Here is a 17,800-nt window from a genome sequence, read left to right as displayed (position 1 = left end):
AGAGGCTCCATGTCTGACGTCAAGGCGGACTCAGTCGCCAAGAAGCAGGCGGACACGGCCTCGTCCCACACGCTGTTGGAAGGGCGGCTCGGGTATCACCTTGAGTCCGCCCTTCTGGTGCGTGCGCTGACCCACCGTTCGTACGCCTACGAGAACGGCGGTCTGCCGACGAACGAGCGGCTGGAGTTCCTCGGGGACTCCGTGCTCGGCCTCGTCGTCACGGACACGCTGTACACCACCCACCCCGACCTGCCCGAAGGCCAACTGGCCAAGCTGCGGGCCGCGGTGGTCAACTCTCGTGCGCTGGCGGAGGTCGGTCGCGGCCTGGAACTCGGCTCCTTCATCCGGCTCGGCCGGGGCGAAGAGGGCACGGGCGGCCGGGACAAGGCGTCCATCCTCGCCGACACCCTGGAAGCGGTGATCGGCGCGGTCTATCTCGACCAGGGCCTCGACGCGGCCTCCGAACTGGTGCACCGCCTGTTCGACCCGCTGATCGAGAAGTCCTCGAACCTCGGTGCCGGCCTGGACTGGAAGACCAGCCTCCAGGAGCTCACCGCGACCGAGGGGCTCGGTGTCCCCGAGTACCTGGTCACGGAGACCGGTCCCGATCACGAGAAGACCTTCACTGCTGCCGCCCGCGTCGGAGGCGTCTCGTACGGCACCGGCACCGGCCGCAGCAAGAAGGAGGCGGAGCAGCAGGCCGCCGAGTCCGCCTGGCGGTCCATCCGGGCCGACGCGGACGAGCGCGCCAAGAAGGCGAAGGAGGCGGCCGAACAGCCCGCCGAGGTCGTCGTCGAGGCCGCCGGGCAGCCTGCCGAGGAGAGCGCCGACCCGTCGTCGGCCTCCGCCTGACCTGACAGCACGAACCGAGCGCCCGTCCCCGAGTGGGGCGGGCGCTCGGACCGTTCACCCGTGACCAGCAGGGGATGCCATGCCCGAGTTGCCCGAGGTCGAGGTCGTCCGGCGCGGTCTGGAGCGGTGGGTGGCCCAGCGCACCGTGGCCGACGCCGAGGTCCTGCACCCGCGTGCGGTACGCCGCCATGTCGCCGGCGCCGACGACTTCGCGCACCGGCTCAAGGGCCATCGCGTCGGCACCCCGAGCCGGCGCGGCAAGTACCTGTGGCTGCCGCTGGAGGACACCCACCAGGCGGTGCTGGCCCACCTCGGGATGAGCGGTCAACTCCTGGTCCAGCGGCACGAGTTCCCCGACGAGAAGCACCTGCGCATCCGGGTCCGGTTCGCCGACTCGCTCGGCACCGAACTCCGCTTCGTCGACCAACGCACCTTCGGCGGGCTGTCGTTGCACGACACCACCCCGGACGGGCTGCCGGACGTCATCGGGCACATCGCGCGCGACCCCCTGGACCCCTTGTTCGACGACGAGTTGTTCCACCAGGCGCTGCGCCGCAAGCGCACGACCATCAAACGGGCCCTGCTGGACCAGTCGTTGATCAGCGGAGTCGGCAACATCTACGCGGACGAGGCCCTTTGGCGGGCCCGCGTCCACTACGAACGCCCGACCGCGACCTTCACCCGCCCGCGCACCGCCGAACTCCTGGGCCACGCACGGGACGTGATGAACGCGGCCCTCTCGGTGGGCGGCACCAGCTTCGACAGCCTGTACGTCAACGTGAACGGGGAGTCGGGCTACTTCGACCGCTCGCTCGACGCCTACGGCCGCGAGGGCCTGCCGTGCCGGCGCTGCGGTACGCCGATGAAGCGCGAGGCGTGGATGAACCGGTCGAGCTACTTCTGCCCCAAGTGCCAGCGGGTACCGCGCGGTTAGGCGTCTAGAGGCCGGCGCGCGTCTCGTCGTAGCGCGTACGGGCCGTCATCACCTCGTCCATGCGGGCCTCCACGAAGTCGACGAGCCCCATCAGGCGTTCGGCGATGCCGTGTCCGAGCGGGGTGAGTTCGTAGTCCACGCGGGGCGGGTTCGTCGGCTGGGCCTCGCGGTGCACCAGGCCGTCGCGCTCCAGGGCGTGCAGGGTCTGCGAGAGCATCTTCTCGCTCACGCCGTCCACGCGCCGCCGCAGCTCGTTGAAGCGCAGCGAGCCCTCGTGCAGCGCGCACAGGGTGAGTCCGCCCCAGCGGCCCGTGACGTGCTCCAGGGTGACCCGGGACGGGCAGGCCCTCGCGAACACGCTGTACGGGAAGCTCTGCTCCTCCGTACGTTCCTGGGTGGTGTCCATTTCTTCAGCGTACGCGAACGCAGCGCTAACCAGAAGGGAGCACTAACCGTTGGTTAGCGCTCCCTGTCCGGGTCGGTCGGAGTCCTGGTCGGTCGGACTAGTACCCGAAGTCCTGCGTCCACCACGGGCCGCCGGTGCCGAAGTGCACACCGACACCCAGGGTCTTGAAGTCGCAGTTCAGGATGTTGGCCTTGTGGCCGGGGCTGTTCATCCAGGCGTCCATGACCGCGGCGGCGTCCGCCTGGCCGCGGGCGATGTTCTCGCCGCCGAGGTTGGTGATGCCGAGCTTCTCCGCGCGGTCCCACGGGGTGGCCCCGCTGGGGTCGGTGTGGTCGAAGAAGTCCTCGTCGGCCATCTGCTGGCTGAAGTTCTCGGCCAGCGTGGTCAGCGAGCTGTTGGCGGCCACCGGGCTGCATCCGGCGATGGCGCGCTGCTCGTTGACCAGCTTGAGCACCTCGGCCTCGGCGGCGGCCTGGGCGGAGACCGTGACCGGGGCGTCGGCGGACTGCGTGGGCGTCGGGGTGGCCTTCGCCGAGGGGGTCGAGGTCGTCGGCTCCTCGGTCGGGGTGGCCGCCGGCTTCTTCGCCGGGGCCTTGGTGGCGGGAGCCGTGGCGGACTTGGTCGGGGCCGCCGACGGCGAGGCCGGGCGGTCGGCGTCACGGCTCGTGGCCGAGCCGGAGTCGCGGGACTCCGCGCTGCCCGAGGTACCGCCCTGCTCGGTCGCCGAGTTGGACGGCGAACCGGCGGCCTGCACCTTGTCGCTGTTGCCACCGCCGCCGAGCTTGTAGTTGTCCAGTCCGGGCACCGCTCCCGTGGCGACCGCGACCGTGCCGATGGCGACGGCGGCGGAGACCCCGATCAGACCCGTCTTGACCGGCGTCACGCTCTTGCGCTTGCGACGGCGGCCCCGGCCCGGGCGTGAACCGTCACCACGGGAGGAGGCCCCCGCGGCCTCGGGGAAGACCACGGCGTAGTCCTCCTCGGTGGCGAAGAGATAGGCCTCGCTCCGCAGCCGGGAGTCGGACCGCAGCCGGCTCTCGGCCCGCAGCCGGGCCTCCGACTTCGGCGGGACCTCGTGCTCCGGCCGGGCGCCGGGGTTCACGCGGACCTGGCTCTCGGTGTGCACCTGGAAGTCCTGGGCCTGACGGCCGGGGTGGAACTCGGCCGGGCCCTCCGGGTGCAGATAGGGCGCCATGCCGATGGTCGAGCCGTCGGCGGCGCTCCAGCCGGAACCGTCGGCGCGGTCGTTCCAGTCGTACGAGTCGTGCGGGTCGTAGCCGCTCGTGTATGAGCCGTGCGTCTCTGTGACCCCCGTGGCGCGGCTCGTGGCGGCGCGGCCGGCGGCGGAGCGTCGGTGGCGTCCCATGTCCTTGCCTTTCGTCCTTGCGGTCAACTCGTCCGTGCGGTGACCCAGCTCACTCGATTGAGTGAGTTTCATATGAGATTCATTGGGGCGGACGGTACCGCATGGCGGGTGGGGAGCAAGTGTCCGGAGAGACATTGGCCGGTTAGGTTGCAGCCATGAGCGAGGATGTGCGGTTGGTCGCCTGGGTGCGAGGACGTGTGCAAGGTGTGGGTTTTCGGTGGTTTACCCGTGCCAAGGCCCTGGAGATCGGCGGCCTGAGTGGTTTTGCTCTCAATTTGGGCGACGGACGTGTGCAAGTGGTCGCGGAGGGCGCGCGCGAGGGCTGCGAAGGGCTCCTCGACTGGCTGCGCGGGCACGACACGCCCGGGCGCGTGGACGGCGTCACCGAGATCTGGGACACACCGCGCGGCGGCTACGACGGCTTCGCGATCCGCTGAGCACATTCTCCGAAAAGGTGTAAAGCGGCCCTGGCGGAAGCGGCGGGACATGCCGCCCGCACCTGCCCGAGGTGGAAAGCGCCTGGTGGTTGCCAAGAACGGTTCGCTCTGGCAGGCTCCGCAGCTAAGAATGATCGCCAGTCCCGTCAGGCCCCGCAGGAGCCGCAGCGCCGCCCGGTCAGGGCCGCGCAGCCCCGGGTTGCCCGCCAATACGGGGCGTGATCGTGTTGACCGTCAAACATTTTGGTGAGACGCTGAAAACCCCGCGCACCTTAGCTGTTTGGCATGGAAGAACAGCCAGAGCAACCCTCGAAGTGTGTCAAGCATCGCGGGTGCGATTCCCTCACGACCCACACCGCTTCGGTCGGTCACTCAGTGTGGAGGACCATCCATCATGGCAAAGGCGCTTCTCGGTTACGTCGGCGGCTCCGACCCGCGACTCCTCGCCGAGATGCGACGGCTCCAGCAGCGTGTCCAGGACCTGGAATCCGAACTCGTACGGATCCAGGAAGAGAACGACGCGCTGACGGCTGCCGCAACTCACGATTCGCTTCTTGAGCTCGACGCACGCCAGGCGGAGCCCGCGCTCACCTGATCACTGCACCGCATCATGACAAGCAGTGGTTGGGCGGCCTGTATCAACCGCTGAGTTGTCAGAGTTTGCAAGGGACGCTTCGGCGTCCCTTCTTTCTTTCCCCCGTAGGCCTCCACCCTCTTTAACGTTTGGTGTGCCCTGCACGTTCAATGACGAAACCGCGGGGAACCGGACGTTCATGGAGAGAGCGACCGGCGGAAGGTAGAGTCCAGCGGCGTGCACCTCAAGGCCCTGACCCTGCGGGGGTTCAAGTCGTTCGCCTCGGCGACCACGCTCCGGTTCGAGCCGGGCATCACGTGTGTCGTGGGACCGAACGGCTCGGGCAAGTCCAATGTGGTGGACGCGCTCAGCTGGGTCATGGGCGAACAGGGCGCCAAGTCGCTGCGCGGCGGCAAGATGGAGGACGTCATCTTCGCCGGCACCACCGGCCGCCCCCCACTGGGCCGCGCCGAGGTGTCCCTGACCATCGACAACTCCGACGGCGCGCTGCCCATCGAGTACGCCGAGGTCACCATCACGCGGATCATGTTCCGCAACGGCGGCAGCGAGTACCAGATCAACGGCGACACGTGTCGCCTCCTCGACATCCAGGAACTCCTCTCCGACTCCGGCATCGGCCGCGAGATGCACGTCATCGTCGGCCAGGGCCAGCTGGACTCCGTCCTGCACGCCGACCCCATGGGCCGCCGCGCCTTCATCGAGGAGGCGGCCGGCGTCCTCAAGCACCGCAAGCGCAAGGAGAAGGCGCTGCGGAAGCTGGACGCGATGCAGGCCAACCTCGCCCGCGTGCAGGACCTCACCGACGAACTCCGCCGCCAGCTCAAGCCCCTGGGCCGCCAGGCCGCGGTCGCCCGCAGGGCCGCCGTCATCCAGGCCGACCTGCGCGACGCCCGCCTCCGCCTGCTCGCCGACGATCTCGTACGACTGCGCCAGGCGCTGAACACCGAGATCGCCGACGAGGCCGCGCTGAAGGAGCGCAAGGAGGCCGCCGAACTGGAGCTGCGCAAGGCGCTCCAGCGCGAAGGCCTCCTGGAGGACGAGGTACGGCAGCTCACCCCGCGTCTCCAGCGCGCCCAGCAGACCTGGTACGAGCTGTCCCAGCTGGCCGAGCGGGTGCGCGGCACGGTCTCGCTGGCCGACGCGCGCGTCAAGAGCGCGACCTCGGCGCCCCCCGAGGAACGGCGCGGCCGTGACCCCGAGGACATGGAGCGCGAGGCCGCCCGTATCCGCGAGCAGGAGGCCGAGCTCGAAGCGGCCCTTGAGGCGGCCGAACACGCCCTGGAGGACACGGTCGCCCACCGCTCCGAACTGGAGCGCGAACTCACCGCCGAAGAACGGCGGTTGAAGGACGTGGCCCGCTCCATCGCCGACCGCCGCGAGGGCCTGGCCCGGCTCAACGGCCAGGTCAACGCGGCCCGTTCGCGCGCCGCCTCCGCCCAGGCCGAGATCGACCGCCTCGCCCTTGCCCGCGATGAGGCCCAGGAACGGGCCACGGCCGCACAGGAGGAGTACGAGACGCTCCAGGCCGAGGTCGACGGGCTCGACGCCGGCGACGAGGAACTCTCCGAGCGGCACCGGGCGGCCCGCGCCGCCCTGTCGGAGGCGGAGGCCGCCCAGTCCGCCGCCCGCGAGGCGTCCACGGCGGCGGAACGCCGGCGCGCCGCCACCCAGGCCCGCCGCGACGCACTGGCGCTGGGCCTGCGCCGCAAGGACGGCACCGGGATACTGCTGGGCGCCCGGGACAGACTCACGGGCCTGCTCGGCCCGGCGGCGGAACTCCTGACCGTGACCCCGGGCCACGAGGTCGCCCTCGCGGCGGCCTTCGGGGCGGCGGCCGACGCCATCGCCGTGACGACGCCGGGTGCCGCGGCGGACGCGATCCGCCTGCTGCGCAAGCAGGACGGGGGCCGGGCGGCCCTGCTGCTGGCCGCCGATTCCACTCCGCCCGCCGAGGCGCCTCAACGGGGCGCGGGGCAGCATCCGTTCGCGGCGGACCTGGTGCGCGCCCCCGCCGAGCTGATGCCCGCGGTCCGTCGCCTCCTGCGCGACGTCGTCGTAGTGGACACGCTCGAAGACGCCGAGCAACTCGTATATACGCACCCGGAGTTGACGGCTGTCACGGCCGAAGGGGATCTGCTGGGCGCGCACTTCGCGCACGGTGGTTCGGCCGGTGCTCCCAGTCTGCTCGAAGTGCAGGCCTCCGTGGACGAGGCCGCCGCCGAACTGGAGGAACTGGCGGTCCGCTGCGAGGAGTTGACCGCGGCGCAGCAGTCCGCGGCCGACCACCGCAAGGAATGTGCCGCGCTGGTCGAGGAGTTGGGGGAGCGGCGCCGTGCGGCCGAGCGCGAGAAGTCGGCCGTGGCGCAGCAGTTGGGGCGGCTCGCCGGGCAGGCGCGGGGGGCCGCAGGTGAGGCGGAACGGTCCGCCGCTGCCGCCGCGCGGGCACAGGACGCGCTCGACAAGGCCGTGGAAGAGGTCGAGATCCTGGCCGAACGGCTCGCTGTGGCCGAGGAGTTGCCCGTCGAGGAGGAGCCCGACACCTCCGTGCGGGACCGGCTGGCCGCCGACGGCGCCAACGCCCGGCAGACCGAGATGGAGGCGCGGCTCCAGGTCCGTACGCACGAGGAGCGGGTCAAGGGGCTTGCCGGGCGGGCCGATTCGCTGGACCGGGGGGCCAGGGCGGAGCGCGAGGCGCGGGCGCGGGCCGAGCAGCGGCTCGCGCGGCTGCGGCACGAGGCGGCCGTGGCGGAGGCGGTCGCCTTCGGGGCACGGCAGTTGCTCGCGCATGTCGAGGTGTCGCTGGGCCGTGCCGACGCGGAGCGGACCGCCGCCGACGCCGCCAAGGCGCGCCGCGAGCAGGAGTTGGCCGCCGCCCGCAACCAGGGGCGTGACCTCAAGGGCGAGCTCGACAAGCTGACCGACTCGGTGCACCGGGGCGAGGTGCTCGGCGCCGAGAAGCGGATGCGGATCGAGCAGCTGGAGACCAAGGCGCTGGAGGAGCTGGGGGTGGAGCCGGCCGGGCTGATCGAGGAGTACGGGCCGCATCAGCTCGTGCCGCCCTCGCTCGCCGCCGAGGGCGAGGTGCTGCCGGAGGACCCGGAGGACCCGCGCAACCAGCCCCGTACGTTCCACCGGGCCGAGCAGGAGAAGCGGCTCAAGTCCGCCGAACGGGCGTACCAGCAGCTGGGAAAGGTCAACCCGCTCGCGCTGGAGGAGTTCGCGGCGCTGGAGGAGCGGCACAAGTTCCTCAGCGAGCAGCTGGAGGACCTGAAGAAGACCCGCGCCGACCTGCTTCAAGTGGTGAAGGAGGTCGACGAGCGCGTCGAGCAGGTCTTCACTGAGGCGTACCGGGACACGGCCCTCCAGTTCGAGGGCGTCTTCAGCCGGCTGTTCCCCGGGGGCGAGGGCAGGCTGATCCTGACCGATCCCGACAACATGCTGACCACGGGTGTCGACGTCGAGGCCCGTCCGCCCGGCAAGAAGGTCAAGCGGCTCTCGCTGCTCTCCGGCGGTGAGCGGTCCCTGACCGCCGTGGCGCTGCTGGTGTCGATCTTCAAGGCGCGGCCCAGCCCGTTCTACGTGATGGACGAGGTCGAGGCCGCGCTCGACGACACCAACCTCCAGCGGCTGATCCGGATCATGCAGGAGCTCCAGGAGGCCTCGCAGCTGATCGTGATCACCCACCAGAAGCGCACGATGGAGGTCGCCGACGCGTTGTACGGCGTGTCGATGCAGGGTGACGGGGTGTCCAAGGTGATCTCTCAGCGGCTTCGCTAGCCAAGCTTCAACTCTTCAATAATTAACCGGGCTGTCGATCATTTTGATTTCATAACTTGAAGGCATAGTCTCGTGTGCGTTACAAGTACCTTCGAGTGGTGATCGGCCACGAGCTATGCGCCACTGGAAGGGTCGCCCCCCACCCGGCAGCGTTGCCGGTGGCCCGAGGAGTACACGTGACCGGCACAACGCAGGCGTCCCAGTCAGGAGCCCCGGCGGCTCATCCCGAACATCTCGGGCACGTCATCTTCATCGCGGCGGCCGCCGCGATGGGCGGCTTCCTCTTCGGCTACGACAGCTCCGTGATCAACGGCGCCGTCGAGGCGATCCGCAGCCGCTACGACATCGGCTCCGCCGCGCTCGCCCAGGTCATCGCGATCGCCCTGATCGGCTGTGCGATCGGTGCCGCGACCGCCGGCCGCATCGCCGACCGCATCGGCCGTATCCGCTGCATGCAGATCTCCGCCGTGCTGTTCACCATCTCCGCCGTCGGCTCGGCGCTGCCCTTCGCGCTCTGGGACCTCGCGTTCTGGCGGATCATCGGCGGCTTCGCCATCGGCATGGCCTCCGTCATCGGCCCCGCCTACATCGCCGAGGTCTCGCCGCCCGCCTACCGGGGCCGGCTCGGCTCCTTCCAGCAGGCCGCGATCGTCATCGGCATCGCGATCTCGCAGCTGGTCAACTGGGGCCTGCTCAACGCCGCCGACGGCGACCAGCGCGGGCAGCTCATGGGCCTGGAGGCCTGGCAGGTCATGCTCGGCGTGATGGTGATCCCGGCCGTCCTCTACGGCCTGCTCTCCTTCGCGATCCCCGAGTCCCCGCGCTTCCTGATCTCGGTGGGCAAGCTGGACCGCGCCCACACCGTGCTGCGCGAGGTCGAGGGCGACGACGTCGACCTGGACGCCCGGGTGGCCGAGATCGAGCACGCGATGAAGAGCGAGCACAAGTCGACCTTCAAGGACCTGCTCGGCGGGGGCGGCTTCTTCTTCAAGCCGATCGTCTGGGTCGGCATCGGCCTCTCGGCCTTCCAGCAGCTCGTCGGCATCAACGTCGCGTTCTACTACTCCTCGACGCTGTGGCAGTCGGTCGGCGTCGACCCCACGCAGTCGTTCTTCTACTCCTTCACCACGTCGATCGTGAACATCATCGGCACCGTGATCGCCATGATCTTCGTGGACCGTGTGGGCCGTAAGCCGCTGGCCCTCATCGGCTCGGTCGGCATGGTCGTCGGTCTCGCGCTGGAGGCCTGGGCCTTCTCCTACCACCTGGTCGACGGAAAGCTGCCCTCCGCGCAGGGCTGGACCGCGCTGATCGCGGCCCACGTCTTCGTCCTCTTCTTCGCCCTGTCCTGGGGTGTCGTGGTCTGGGTCTTCCTCGGCGAGATGTTCCCGAACCGGATCCGCGCCGCCGCCCTCGGTGTCGCCGCCTCCGCGCAGTGGATCGCCAACTGGGCCATCACCGCGAGCTTCCCGTCGCTGGCCGACTGGAACCTCTCCGCGACCTATGTGATCTACACGGTCTTCGCCGCGCTCTCCATCCCGTTCGTCCTGAAGTTCGTGCAGGAGACGAAGGGCAAGAAGCTGGAGGACATGGGCTGACCGCCCCCTCCCACAGACCCGGGGAGGCGGGCTCCATCCCCCGCCGCCCGCCTCCCCGAACCCCTCGCGTCCCTGGGCCGTGTCCGCGAAGTCCCGCCTGCCTCCGGGCGAACGACGGGACTTCGCGGACACGACCTACGGCGCCCAGCTCACCAGATGAGGACGCCGCCGCCGATCTCCCGGGCGCGCAGGGCGGCCGACTCGATGTTGTCGAGGCGGCTCCCCACGAGGTCGGACCGCTCCCCGGCCGCCGCGGCGACGGCGTCGAGATGCCCCCGCAGCAGCGCGACCTCGCGCAGGAACCCGGGCACCTCCGAGGCCTCGACGTACAGGTCGCCGGTGGCCAGCACGGGAAGATACGTGGCGCCGAGCGACCGTACGGCCGGCGAACCCCACACGGTCTCGCGCCAGTTCTCGAAGCCGGCCGAGTCGTTGCACCCCTCCGGAACGTCGAGCACGGTCCACTGGCCGTCCGCGTCACGCAGGAACACATCCACTGCCAAGGTCATGACCGCAGTGGACCACCGGTGGACCGGCCGGTCCACCGGTTACGGGTAAGAGTCACGCCGCGCTCAGTCCGCGAGCCTCGGCAGCACCCCCTCCGCGAACAGCCGCAGGCTGCGCCAGCCCTCCTCCACCGGCATCCCGCCCGCCAGCGGATGCAGTACGAGGTTGTCCAGGCCCAGCGCCACGCACTCGTCCGGCGTGAGGATGCGGTACACGCCCTCCGCGCGCAGCTCCGCCACGGTCGTGGCCCCCGACTTCACCGCCGAACGGATCTCCCCGGACTGCCACGACGCGTAGGTCCGCGCCTCGTGCAGGAAGTGCGCGCCGTACTCGGCCCAGGCCCGGTCCGGGTCCTCCGCGATGTGCAGCAGCGGTGTCTCGGCGCCCGGCATCATGGTCCAGCCCTCGGTGCCGTACTCGACGAGCCGGTCCTTGTAGTACGCCTCCAGGTCCGGCAGATGCGCGCTGGGGAAGAACGGCAGGCCCAGCCGGGCGGCCCGGCGCGCGGCGGCCTTGGAGGAACCGCCGACCAGCAGCAGGGGATGCGGATCGGAGAAGGGGCGCGGGGTGACCCGGACGGTACGGCCCCGGTACTCGAACGGGTCGCCGGACCACGCCTTCAGGACCGTCTCCAGCAACTCGTCCTGGAGCCTGCCGCGTTGCTTCCACTCCACGTCGAACTGGGCGTATTCCTCCGGGCGGTAGCCGATCCCGGCCACGGTCACCAGCCGGCCGCCGCTCAACAGGTCCAGTACGGCGATGTCTTCGGCCAGCCGGAGCGGGTCGTGCAGCGGCCCGATGACCGCCGAGACGGTCACCGCGATGTGCCGGGTCGCGCCGAAGACCGCGCCCGCGAAGGCGAACGGCGAGGGCAGCCAGTTGTTGGCGACGCCGTGGTGCTCCTCCGTCTGCACGGTGGTGATCCCGTGCTCGTCGGCGTACGCGGCCATCTCCAGGGCGGCCCGGTAGCGGGCGCTCAGCGAGGTGGGGGTGGCGCCGGGTTCGACGAGGTTGAAGCGGACGACCGAGACGGGCATGGGAGGTCCCCCTTCCGTGTGTGGTGGGGGACGTTAGCTGACGGTATGTCAGATGGCCATGGGCATGACCGCGACGGTTCGGGCCGGGAGCGGGGACGGCGACCACCCGGCCGCGCGCCCGCGCTGGGCCCCGGCGAGGCCCATGGCTGATACTGGGTGGGTTATGGAAACCGTCATCCTTGCTGTAGTCATCGCCGTGGTCGTGCTCGGTGCGCTCGGCGGGCTCGTCGTCGGCAGCCGGCGCAAGAAGCCGCTGCCCCCGCCGCCCACCTCCGTGCCCGACATCACCGCCCCGCCGGCCGAGCCGCACATCGGCGACGAGGCCGAGACGCCGCGCGACGAAGCGCGCCGGACGATAGAGGAGGTGGATCTTCCGGACGGTTCGGCCCCGGCCGCCGTCGAGGAACCCCCCGTACTGGAGGTCCCCGAGCCGACCGCCGGACGCCTCGTCCGGCTGCGCGCCCGGCTCTCCCGCTCGCAGAACGCGCTCGGGCAGGGGCTGCTCACCCTGCTCTCCCGCGAGCACCTCGACGAGGACACGTGGGAGGAGATCGAGGACACCCTCCTCACCGCCGACGTCGGCGTCGCACCGACCCAGGAACTCGTCGACGCGCTCCGCGAGCGGGTCAAGGTGCTCGGCACCCGGACCCCGCAGGAACTGCGCGCGCTGCTCCGCGAGGAACTGCTCAAGCTGGTCGGCACGGACGTCGACCGGACCGTGAAGACCGAGCCCGAGGACCGTAAGCCCGGCATCGTGATGGTCGTCGGGGTCAACGGCACGGGCAAGACCACGACCACCGGCAAGCTCGCCCGCGTCCTGGTCGCCGACGGCCGGACCGTCGTGCTCGGCGCGGCCGACACCTTCCGGGCCGCCGCCGCGGATCAGCTCCAGACCTGGGGCGAGCGGGTCGGCGCCCACACCGTGCGCGGGCCCGAGGCCGGCGACCCCGCCTCCGTCGCGTTCGACGCGGTCAAGGAGGGCAAGGAGATGGGGGTCGACGTCGTCCTCATCGACACGGCCGGGCGACTGCACACGAAGACCGGGCTCATGGACGAGCTCGGCAAGGTCAAGCGGGTCGTGGAGAAGCACGCGCCGCTAGACGAGGTGCTGCTCGTGCTCGACGCGACGACCGGGCAGAACGGCCTGGTGCAGGCGCGGGTGTTCGCCGAGGTCGTCGACATCACCGGCATCGTGCTGACCAAGCTGGACGGCACGGCCAAGGGCGGCATCGTGGTCGCGGTGCAGCGCGAACTCGGCGTACCGGTCAAGCTGATCGGTCTCGGCGAGGGCGCCGACGACCTGGCACCGTTCGAGCCGGAGGCGTTCGTTGACGCCCTTGTCGGAGACTGACCACCTACGAATTTTCGGAAGTGGTACGAGAAGTGCCCGCCCCCAAGGTGCAGTCGGGGACGGGCACTTCGTCATGTACGACCTGTGCCGCTAGGCGCGCGACCGGTGTGCCACATACGCCAGCGTGCCCAGCAGCAGCCGCGCGGCCGGTGGCCTCGTCGCCGAGTCCAGCGCGGGGGAGCGGAGCCAGCGGACCGGGCCCAGGCCGCCCCGGTCGGAGGGCGGGGCGGTGATGTGGCTGCCGGGACCCAGGCCCCGCAGGTCGAGCGAGGTGGGGTCGTCCCAGCCCATGCGGTAGAGGAGGGTGGGGAGTTCGGCGGCAGCGCCCGGGGCCACGAAGAACTGGGCGCGGTGGTCGGGGGTCGCCGCGACCGGGCCGAGCGGGAGGCCCATCCGCTCCAGGCGGGCGAGCGCGCGGCGGCCGGCGGGCTCGGCCACCTCGATCACGTCGAACGCGCGACCCACCGGCAGCATCACCGACGCGCCCGGCAACTCGGCCCAGGCCTCGGTGACTTCGTCCAGGGTCGCGCCGGCCCGCACCTCGGGCGCGAAGGCCAGCGGATGCGCGCCCGGCGTACGGCACGTGGTGTCGCCGCAGGAGCAGGCGCCGCCCGCGGCCCGTGCGCCCGCGACCACGTCCCAGCCCCACAGCCCGGTGAACTCGGCCACGGCCGTGCACTCCGAGGTGCGGGCGCGGCGGCGTGTGCCGGACCGGATGTCGCGGATGCCCCGGCTGCTGCCGATCGTGAAGCCCATGCCCCCTCCAACGGGTCCGACGCACCGGTGGTTACGAGACGGATGCGGATCGTCACTCTGCGTCCACGCCTACCCGGTGTCGCAGGATCCAGGCGGCGCTCAGGAGCGTCCCGGGTGGTGTGTTCAGTGGTACGCGCCCCTGCGTGCACCGCTGCGCCCACCTCCGGCCGTCCTATGTCAAGTGAATCGTGCGGAGGCAACCGTAGGTTCATTCGAAGGGGTGGCGAATGGTGGCGTTTCCCGGATCGCCGTGGCTGGACGGGTGATCGTAGGATTACTTTGAGTGCACAAGCCCCCGGGGCACATGCACTCGTGGGTATGCCGGAGGCAACTCGTCATCTCGTTCGAAGGGTGACAAGTGCGGGACGGGAAGCCGTATTTACCGGCATTCTGATAGGGCTTGGCGCACAGCGGCGACAAGTGGTTCCAGGGATGGGGGCGTTCCAGTGGGCGGCAACGGCGGAAGCGGGACGACCGCGGCCAGTACGGACAAGCGCCCCAATGAGCTGCTCGGCTCGTGGTTCGTGCGCAGCGGCTGGTCCAAGGGCGAGCTGGCGCGCCAAGTCAACCGCAGGGCCCGGCAGTTGGGGGCCAACCACATCTCCACGGACACCTCGCGCGTGCGCCGCTGGCTGGACGGCGAGAACCCGCGCGAACCGATCCCGAGGATCCTCTCGGAGCTGTTCTCCGAGCGCTTCGGCTGTGTCGTCTCGGTCGAGGACCTGGGACTGCGCGCCGCCCGCCAGGCGCCGTCCGTGTCCGGCGTCGACCTGCCCTGGACGGCCCCGCAGACAGTGGCCCTGCTCAGCGAGTTCTCGCGCAGCGACCTGATGCTGGCGCGGCGCGGCTTCCTCGGAACCTCGCTGGCCCTGTCCGCGGGGCCGACCCTCATCGAGCCCATGCAGCGCTGGCTGGTCCCCGGCACCGCGGCCCCCCGGCCGGAGCCCGAGCCCGTCGGCCCCGCCCGGCACGGCGGACGGCTCTCCAGGCCGGAGCTGGACCTGCTGGAGTCCACCACGGCGATGTTCCGCAAGTGGGACGCCCAGTGCGGCGGCGGCCTGCGCCGCAAGGCGGTCGTGGGCCAGCTGCACGAGGTGACCGACCTCCTCCAGGAGCCCCAACCCGAGTCCACCACCCGCAAGTTGTTCAAGGTCGCCGCCGAACTCGCCGAGCTGGCCGGGTGGATGTCGTACGACGTGGGCCTCCAGCCCACCGCGCAGAAGTACTTCGTCCTCGCCCTGCACGCGGCGAAGGAGGCGGGCGACAAGCCGCTCGGCTCGTACGTGCTGTCCAGCATGAGCCGGCAGATGATCCACCTGGGCAGGCCCGACGACGCGCTGGAGCTGATCCACCTCGCCCAGTACGGCAGCCGGGACTGCGCGAGCCCGCGCACCCAGTCGATGCTGTATGCGATGGAGGCCCGCGCCTACGCCAACATGGGGCAGCCCGGGAAGTGCAAGCGGGCCGTCCGGATGGCCGAGGACACCTTCGCCGACGTGCACGAGTGGGACGACCCGGACCCCGACTGGATCCGCTTCTTCTCCGAGGCCGAGCTGTACGGCGAGAACTCGCACTCCTACCGTGACCTCGCCTACGTCGCCGGCCGCAGCCCCGCCTACGCCTCGCTGGCCGAGCCCGTCATGCAGCGGGCGGTGGACCTCTTCGCCAAGGACGACGACCACAAGCGGTCGTACGCGCTCAATCTCATCGGGATGGCCACCGTGCACCTGTTGCAGCGGGAGCCGGAGCAGGGCGCGGTGCTCGCGGCCGAGGCGATGACCGTCGCGAAGAAGGTGCGCTCCGAGCGGGTGAACACCCGTATCCGCAAGACGATCGACACGGCGGTCCGCGACTTCGGCGAGCTGGCCGAGGTCATCGATCTCACCGACCGGCTCGCCATCGAGCTGCCGGAGACCGCCGAGGCGGTCTGACCACCCCGGACCCCGGCCGCGGCCGGCCTTCCCGAACAGCCCGACTCGGCTCCCCCATGCCAGGTCATCGGAAGGCCGACCGCGGCCGGTTTCATGCGCGTGTGCCGGCCGGGCGCGGCCGGTACGGCGGTGCGGGCCGGGCGCTCGCCGGACCGTCCGGCCCGCCGTGACTCGTATTCGAAAGACCGTCCGCGCGGTGGTGCGCGGCGCCGGTGGCGCGGCCGGAATCACCGACCCCGCCGACCGGCCCCCGGCCGGGCCCCGGAAGAGCGCCGAAGGGGCCCGGACCCCAAGCCCCGGCGCCCCCGCGCCGGACCGCCGCGCCCTCGGCCGCCGCCGGTTTCCCGCCGCCGGGGAAGGTTGCGCGGCGATAACGATCGCCCGGGCGGAGATCCGGCAGTTCATCGACGCGTAACACGTACGGCGCCTTCGTCACTCCGGCGAAACAACGAGGGGCTTCGACCGAAACCGCGCTGCGCCAATCTCATGGCGCATAACCGGACCCCCCGCCTTGACCGGACCGCATCCAGGCTTCGCCCGCACGGGGCCGTACAACCGACGAGGAGACGCCGATGGCATCAGCCGCCATCACGCTTGCCGCGGAGGCACCCAAACTGTCCTCCGCGAACACAGGCTTCATGCTCATCTGTTCCGCCCTGGTGTTGCTCATGACACCGGGACTCGCCTTCTTCTACGGCGGCATGGTCCGCGTCAAGAGCACCCTGAACATGCTGATGATGAGCTTCATCAGCATCGGGATCGTCACCATCCTGTGGGTGCTCTACGGCTTCTCGCTCGCCTTCGGCTCCAGCAACGGCTTCATCGGCTACGACTCCCACTGGCTGGGCATGAGCGATGTCGGCCTGACGGACCTGTGGCCCGGCTACACCATCCCGATCTTCGTCTTCATGGTCTTCCAGATGATGTTCGCCGTCATCACCCCGGCCCTGATAAGCGGTGCCATCGCCGACCGCGTGAAGTTCTCGGCCTGGTCCCTCTTCGTCGCCCTGTGGCTGACCGTCGTCTACGTCCCGGTCGCCCACTGGGTGTGGGGCGCCGACGGCTGGGCCTTCAAGCTCGGTGTGATCGACTTCGCCGGTGGTACCGCGGTCCACATCAACGCCGGTGCCGGCGCCCTCGGCGTCATCCTGGTCATCGGCAAGCGCGTCGGCTTCAAGCGTGACCCCATGCGCCCGCACAGCCTCCCGCTGGTCATGCTCGGTGCCGGTCTCCTGTGGTTCGGCTGGTTCGGCTTCAACGCCGGTTCCTGGCTCGGCAACGACGACGGCGTCGGCGCGCTGATGTTCGTCAACACCCAGGTCGCCACCGCCGCCGCCATGCTCGCCTGGCTCGCCTACGAGAAGATCCGCCACGGCGCCTTCACCACGCTCGGTGCCGCCTCCGGCGCCGTCGCCGGTCTGGTCGCCATCACCCCCTCGGGCGGCGCGATCTCCCCGCTCGGCGCCATCGCGGTCGGCGCCATCGCCGGTGTCGGCTGTGCCGCGGCCGTCGGCCTCAAGTACAAGTTCGGCTTCGACGACTCCCTCGACGTCGTCGGCGTCCACATGGTCGGCGGTATCCTCGGCTCCCTGCTCATCGGCTTCTTCGCCACCGGCAAGGGCCAGTCCACCGCGACCGGCGTCTTCTACGGCGACCACTCCTTCACCCAGCTGTGGAAGCAGTTCGCCGGTGTCGGCGCGGTCCTCGCCTACTCCCTGGTCGCCTCCGCGATCCTCGCCTTCCTCCTCGACAAGACCATCGGCATGCGGGTCACCGAGGACGAAGAGGTCGCCGGCATCGACCAGGCGGAGCACGCCGAGACCGCATACGACTTCAGCGGGGCCGGCGGCGGCCTCGGCAGCAGCTCCCTGGCCACCGCCACGGAGACGAAGAAGGTGGACGCATGAAGCTCATCACCGCCGTCGTGAAGCCCCACCGGCTCGACGAGATCAAGGAAGCCCTCCAGGCCTTCGGGGTCCACGGTCTGACGGTCACCGAAGCGAGCGGCTACGGTCGTCAGCGGGGACACACCGAGGTCTACCGGGGCGCCGAGTACACGGTCGACCTCGTCCCCAAGATCCGCATCGAGGTGCTCGCCGAGGACGACGACGCCGAGCAGCTGATCGACGTGATCGTCAAGGCCGCCCGCACCGGCAAGATCGGTGACGGCAAGGTCTGGTCCCTCCCGGTCGAGACGGCCGTCCGGGTCAGGACCGGCGAGCGCGGACCGGACGCGCTCTAAAAAGGAAACGA

The 17,800-nt window shown here is 70.6% G+C and carries 16 protein-coding genes; 11 read left to right on the top strand and 5 right to left on the bottom strand.

Going from position 1 to position 17,800, the window contains the following annotated elements; genetic code table 11:
* Positions 1 to 9: 9 nt before the first annotated feature.
* Both rnc and mutM read left to right on the top strand, forming a co-directional pair.
* Positions 10 to 852 carry a ribonuclease III gene (gene rnc / locus ACIQPR_RS37090; RefSeq protein ID WP_403657743.1) on the top strand — a complete coding sequence of 281 codons (843 nt, stop codon included), beginning with the start codon at positions 10 to 12 and terminating at the stop codon, positions 850 to 852.
* A gap of 79 nt (positions 853 to 931) precedes the next feature.
* Positions 932 to 1,786, top strand: a complete 855-nt coding sequence (gene mutM / locus ACIQPR_RS37085; RefSeq protein WP_403657740.1) for a bifunctional DNA-formamidopyrimidine glycosylase/DNA-(apurinic or apyrimidinic site) lyase — start codon at positions 932 to 934, stop codon at positions 1,784 to 1,786.
* Between the two features lie 4 nt (positions 1,787 to 1,790).
* Here the strand turns inward: mutM and ACIQPR_RS37080 are convergent, their stop codons facing one another.
* Together ACIQPR_RS37080 and ACIQPR_RS37075 are read right to left on the bottom strand one after the other, a co-directional pair.
* Positions 1,791 to 2,192, bottom strand: a complete 402-nt coding sequence (locus ACIQPR_RS37080; RefSeq protein ID WP_403657737.1) for a winged helix-turn-helix transcriptional regulator — start codon at positions 2,190 to 2,192, stop codon at positions 1,791 to 1,793.
* Positions 2,193 to 2,289: 97 nt separating this feature from the next.
* Positions 2,290 to 3,558, bottom strand: coding sequence for a CAP domain-containing protein (locus tag ACIQPR_RS37075; protein ID WP_403657734.1), 1,269 nt, complete (start codon positions 3,556 to 3,558; stop codon positions 2,290 to 2,292).
* Between the two features lie 155 nt (positions 3,559 to 3,713).
* Here ACIQPR_RS37075 and ACIQPR_RS37070 point away from each other — a divergent pair, with 155 nt between their 5' ends.
* The 4 genes from ACIQPR_RS37070 to ACIQPR_RS37055 all read left to right on the top strand — a co-directional run bounded on the left by ACIQPR_RS37070 (position 3,714) and on the right by ACIQPR_RS37055 (position 9,965).
* The gene (locus ACIQPR_RS37070) at positions 3,714 to 3,995 is read left to right on the top strand and encodes an acylphosphatase (protein ID WP_403657732.1); all 282 of its coding nucleotides are present in this window, start codon (positions 3,714 to 3,716) and stop codon (positions 3,993 to 3,995) included.
* 394 nt (positions 3,996 to 4,389) lie between these two features.
* Positions 4,390 to 4,590, top strand: a complete 201-nt coding sequence (locus ACIQPR_RS37065; RefSeq protein WP_019068749.1) for a hypothetical protein — start codon at positions 4,390 to 4,392, stop codon at positions 4,588 to 4,590.
* Between the two features lie 216 nt (positions 4,591 to 4,806).
* Positions 4,807 to 8,367: a chromosome segregation protein SMC gene (smc, locus tag ACIQPR_RS37060; RefSeq protein WP_403657729.1), complete on the top strand. Its 3,561-nt coding sequence runs from the start codon at positions 4,807 to 4,809 to the stop codon at positions 8,365 to 8,367.
* 176 nt (positions 8,368 to 8,543) lie between these two features.
* On the top strand, positions 8,544 to 9,965 hold the full coding sequence (locus ACIQPR_RS37055) for a sugar porter family MFS transporter (protein WP_403657726.1): 1,422 nt from the start codon (positions 8,544 to 8,546) through the stop codon (positions 9,963 to 9,965).
* A 149-nt stretch (positions 9,966 to 10,114) separates the two neighbouring features.
* On the opposite strand, the gene ACIQPR_RS37050 is transcribed toward ACIQPR_RS37055, so the two are convergent.
* Together ACIQPR_RS37050 and ACIQPR_RS37045 are read right to left on the bottom strand one after the other, a co-directional pair.
* A complete protein-coding gene (locus ACIQPR_RS37050) occupies positions 10,115 to 10,474 on the bottom strand; it encodes a hypothetical protein (RefSeq protein ID WP_403657723.1) in 360 nt (119 codons plus the stop codon).
* A gap of 63 nt (positions 10,475 to 10,537) precedes the next feature.
* On the bottom strand, positions 10,538 to 11,509 hold the full coding sequence (locus tag ACIQPR_RS37045) for an LLM class flavin-dependent oxidoreductase (protein ID WP_403657720.1): 972 nt from the start codon (positions 11,507 to 11,509) through the stop codon (positions 10,538 to 10,540).
* Between the two features lie 163 nt (positions 11,510 to 11,672).
* On the opposite strand from ACIQPR_RS37045, the gene ftsY reads away from it, so the two are divergent.
* On the top strand, positions 11,673 to 12,860 hold the full coding sequence (ftsY, locus tag ACIQPR_RS37040) for a signal recognition particle-docking protein FtsY (protein WP_403657717.1): 1,188 nt from the start codon (positions 11,673 to 11,675) through the stop codon (positions 12,858 to 12,860).
* Between the two features lie 90 nt (positions 12,861 to 12,950).
* Here ftsY and ACIQPR_RS37035 read toward each other — a convergent pair whose 3' ends face one another.
* Positions 12,951 to 13,616 (bottom strand): bifunctional DNA primase/polymerase, encoded by a 666-nt coding sequence (locus ACIQPR_RS37035; protein WP_403657714.1) that lies wholly within the window; start codon positions 13,614 to 13,616, stop codon positions 12,951 to 12,953.
* 446 nt (positions 13,617 to 14,062) lie between these two features.
* On the opposite strand from ACIQPR_RS37035, the gene ACIQPR_RS37030 reads away from it, so the two are divergent.
* The 4 genes from ACIQPR_RS37030 to ACIQPR_RS37015 all read left to right on the top strand — a co-directional run bounded on the left by ACIQPR_RS37030 (position 14,063) and on the right by ACIQPR_RS37015 (position 17,789).
* Entirely contained in the window at positions 14,063 to 15,547 is a 1,485-nt protein-coding gene (locus tag ACIQPR_RS37030; RefSeq protein WP_403657711.1) for a hypothetical protein, read from the top strand.
* A gap of 166 nt (positions 15,548 to 15,713) precedes the next feature.
* A complete protein-coding gene (locus ACIQPR_RS37025; protein WP_403657708.1) occupies positions 15,714 to 15,962 on the top strand; it encodes a hypothetical protein in 249 nt (82 codons plus the stop codon).
* Positions 15,963 to 16,119: 157 nt separating this feature from the next.
* Positions 16,120 to 17,454, top strand: a complete 1,335-nt coding sequence (locus ACIQPR_RS37020) for an ammonium transporter (protein ID WP_403657705.1) — start codon at positions 16,120 to 16,122, stop codon at positions 17,452 to 17,454.
* On the top strand, positions 17,451 to 17,789 hold the full coding sequence (locus ACIQPR_RS37015) for a P-II family nitrogen regulator (protein WP_003997576.1): 339 nt from the start codon (positions 17,451 to 17,453) through the stop codon (positions 17,787 to 17,789). The genes ACIQPR_RS37020 and ACIQPR_RS37015 overlap by 4 nt, the downstream gene beginning before the upstream one ends.
* Positions 17,790 to 17,800: the final 11 nt, after the last annotated feature.

Source organism: Streptomyces sp. NPDC091280 (assembly GCF_044768565.1).
Classification (GTDB): Bacteria; Actinomycetota; Actinomycetes; order Streptomycetales; family Streptomycetaceae; genus Streptomyces.
This window is presented reverse-complemented; position numbering and strand designations above follow the sequence as displayed.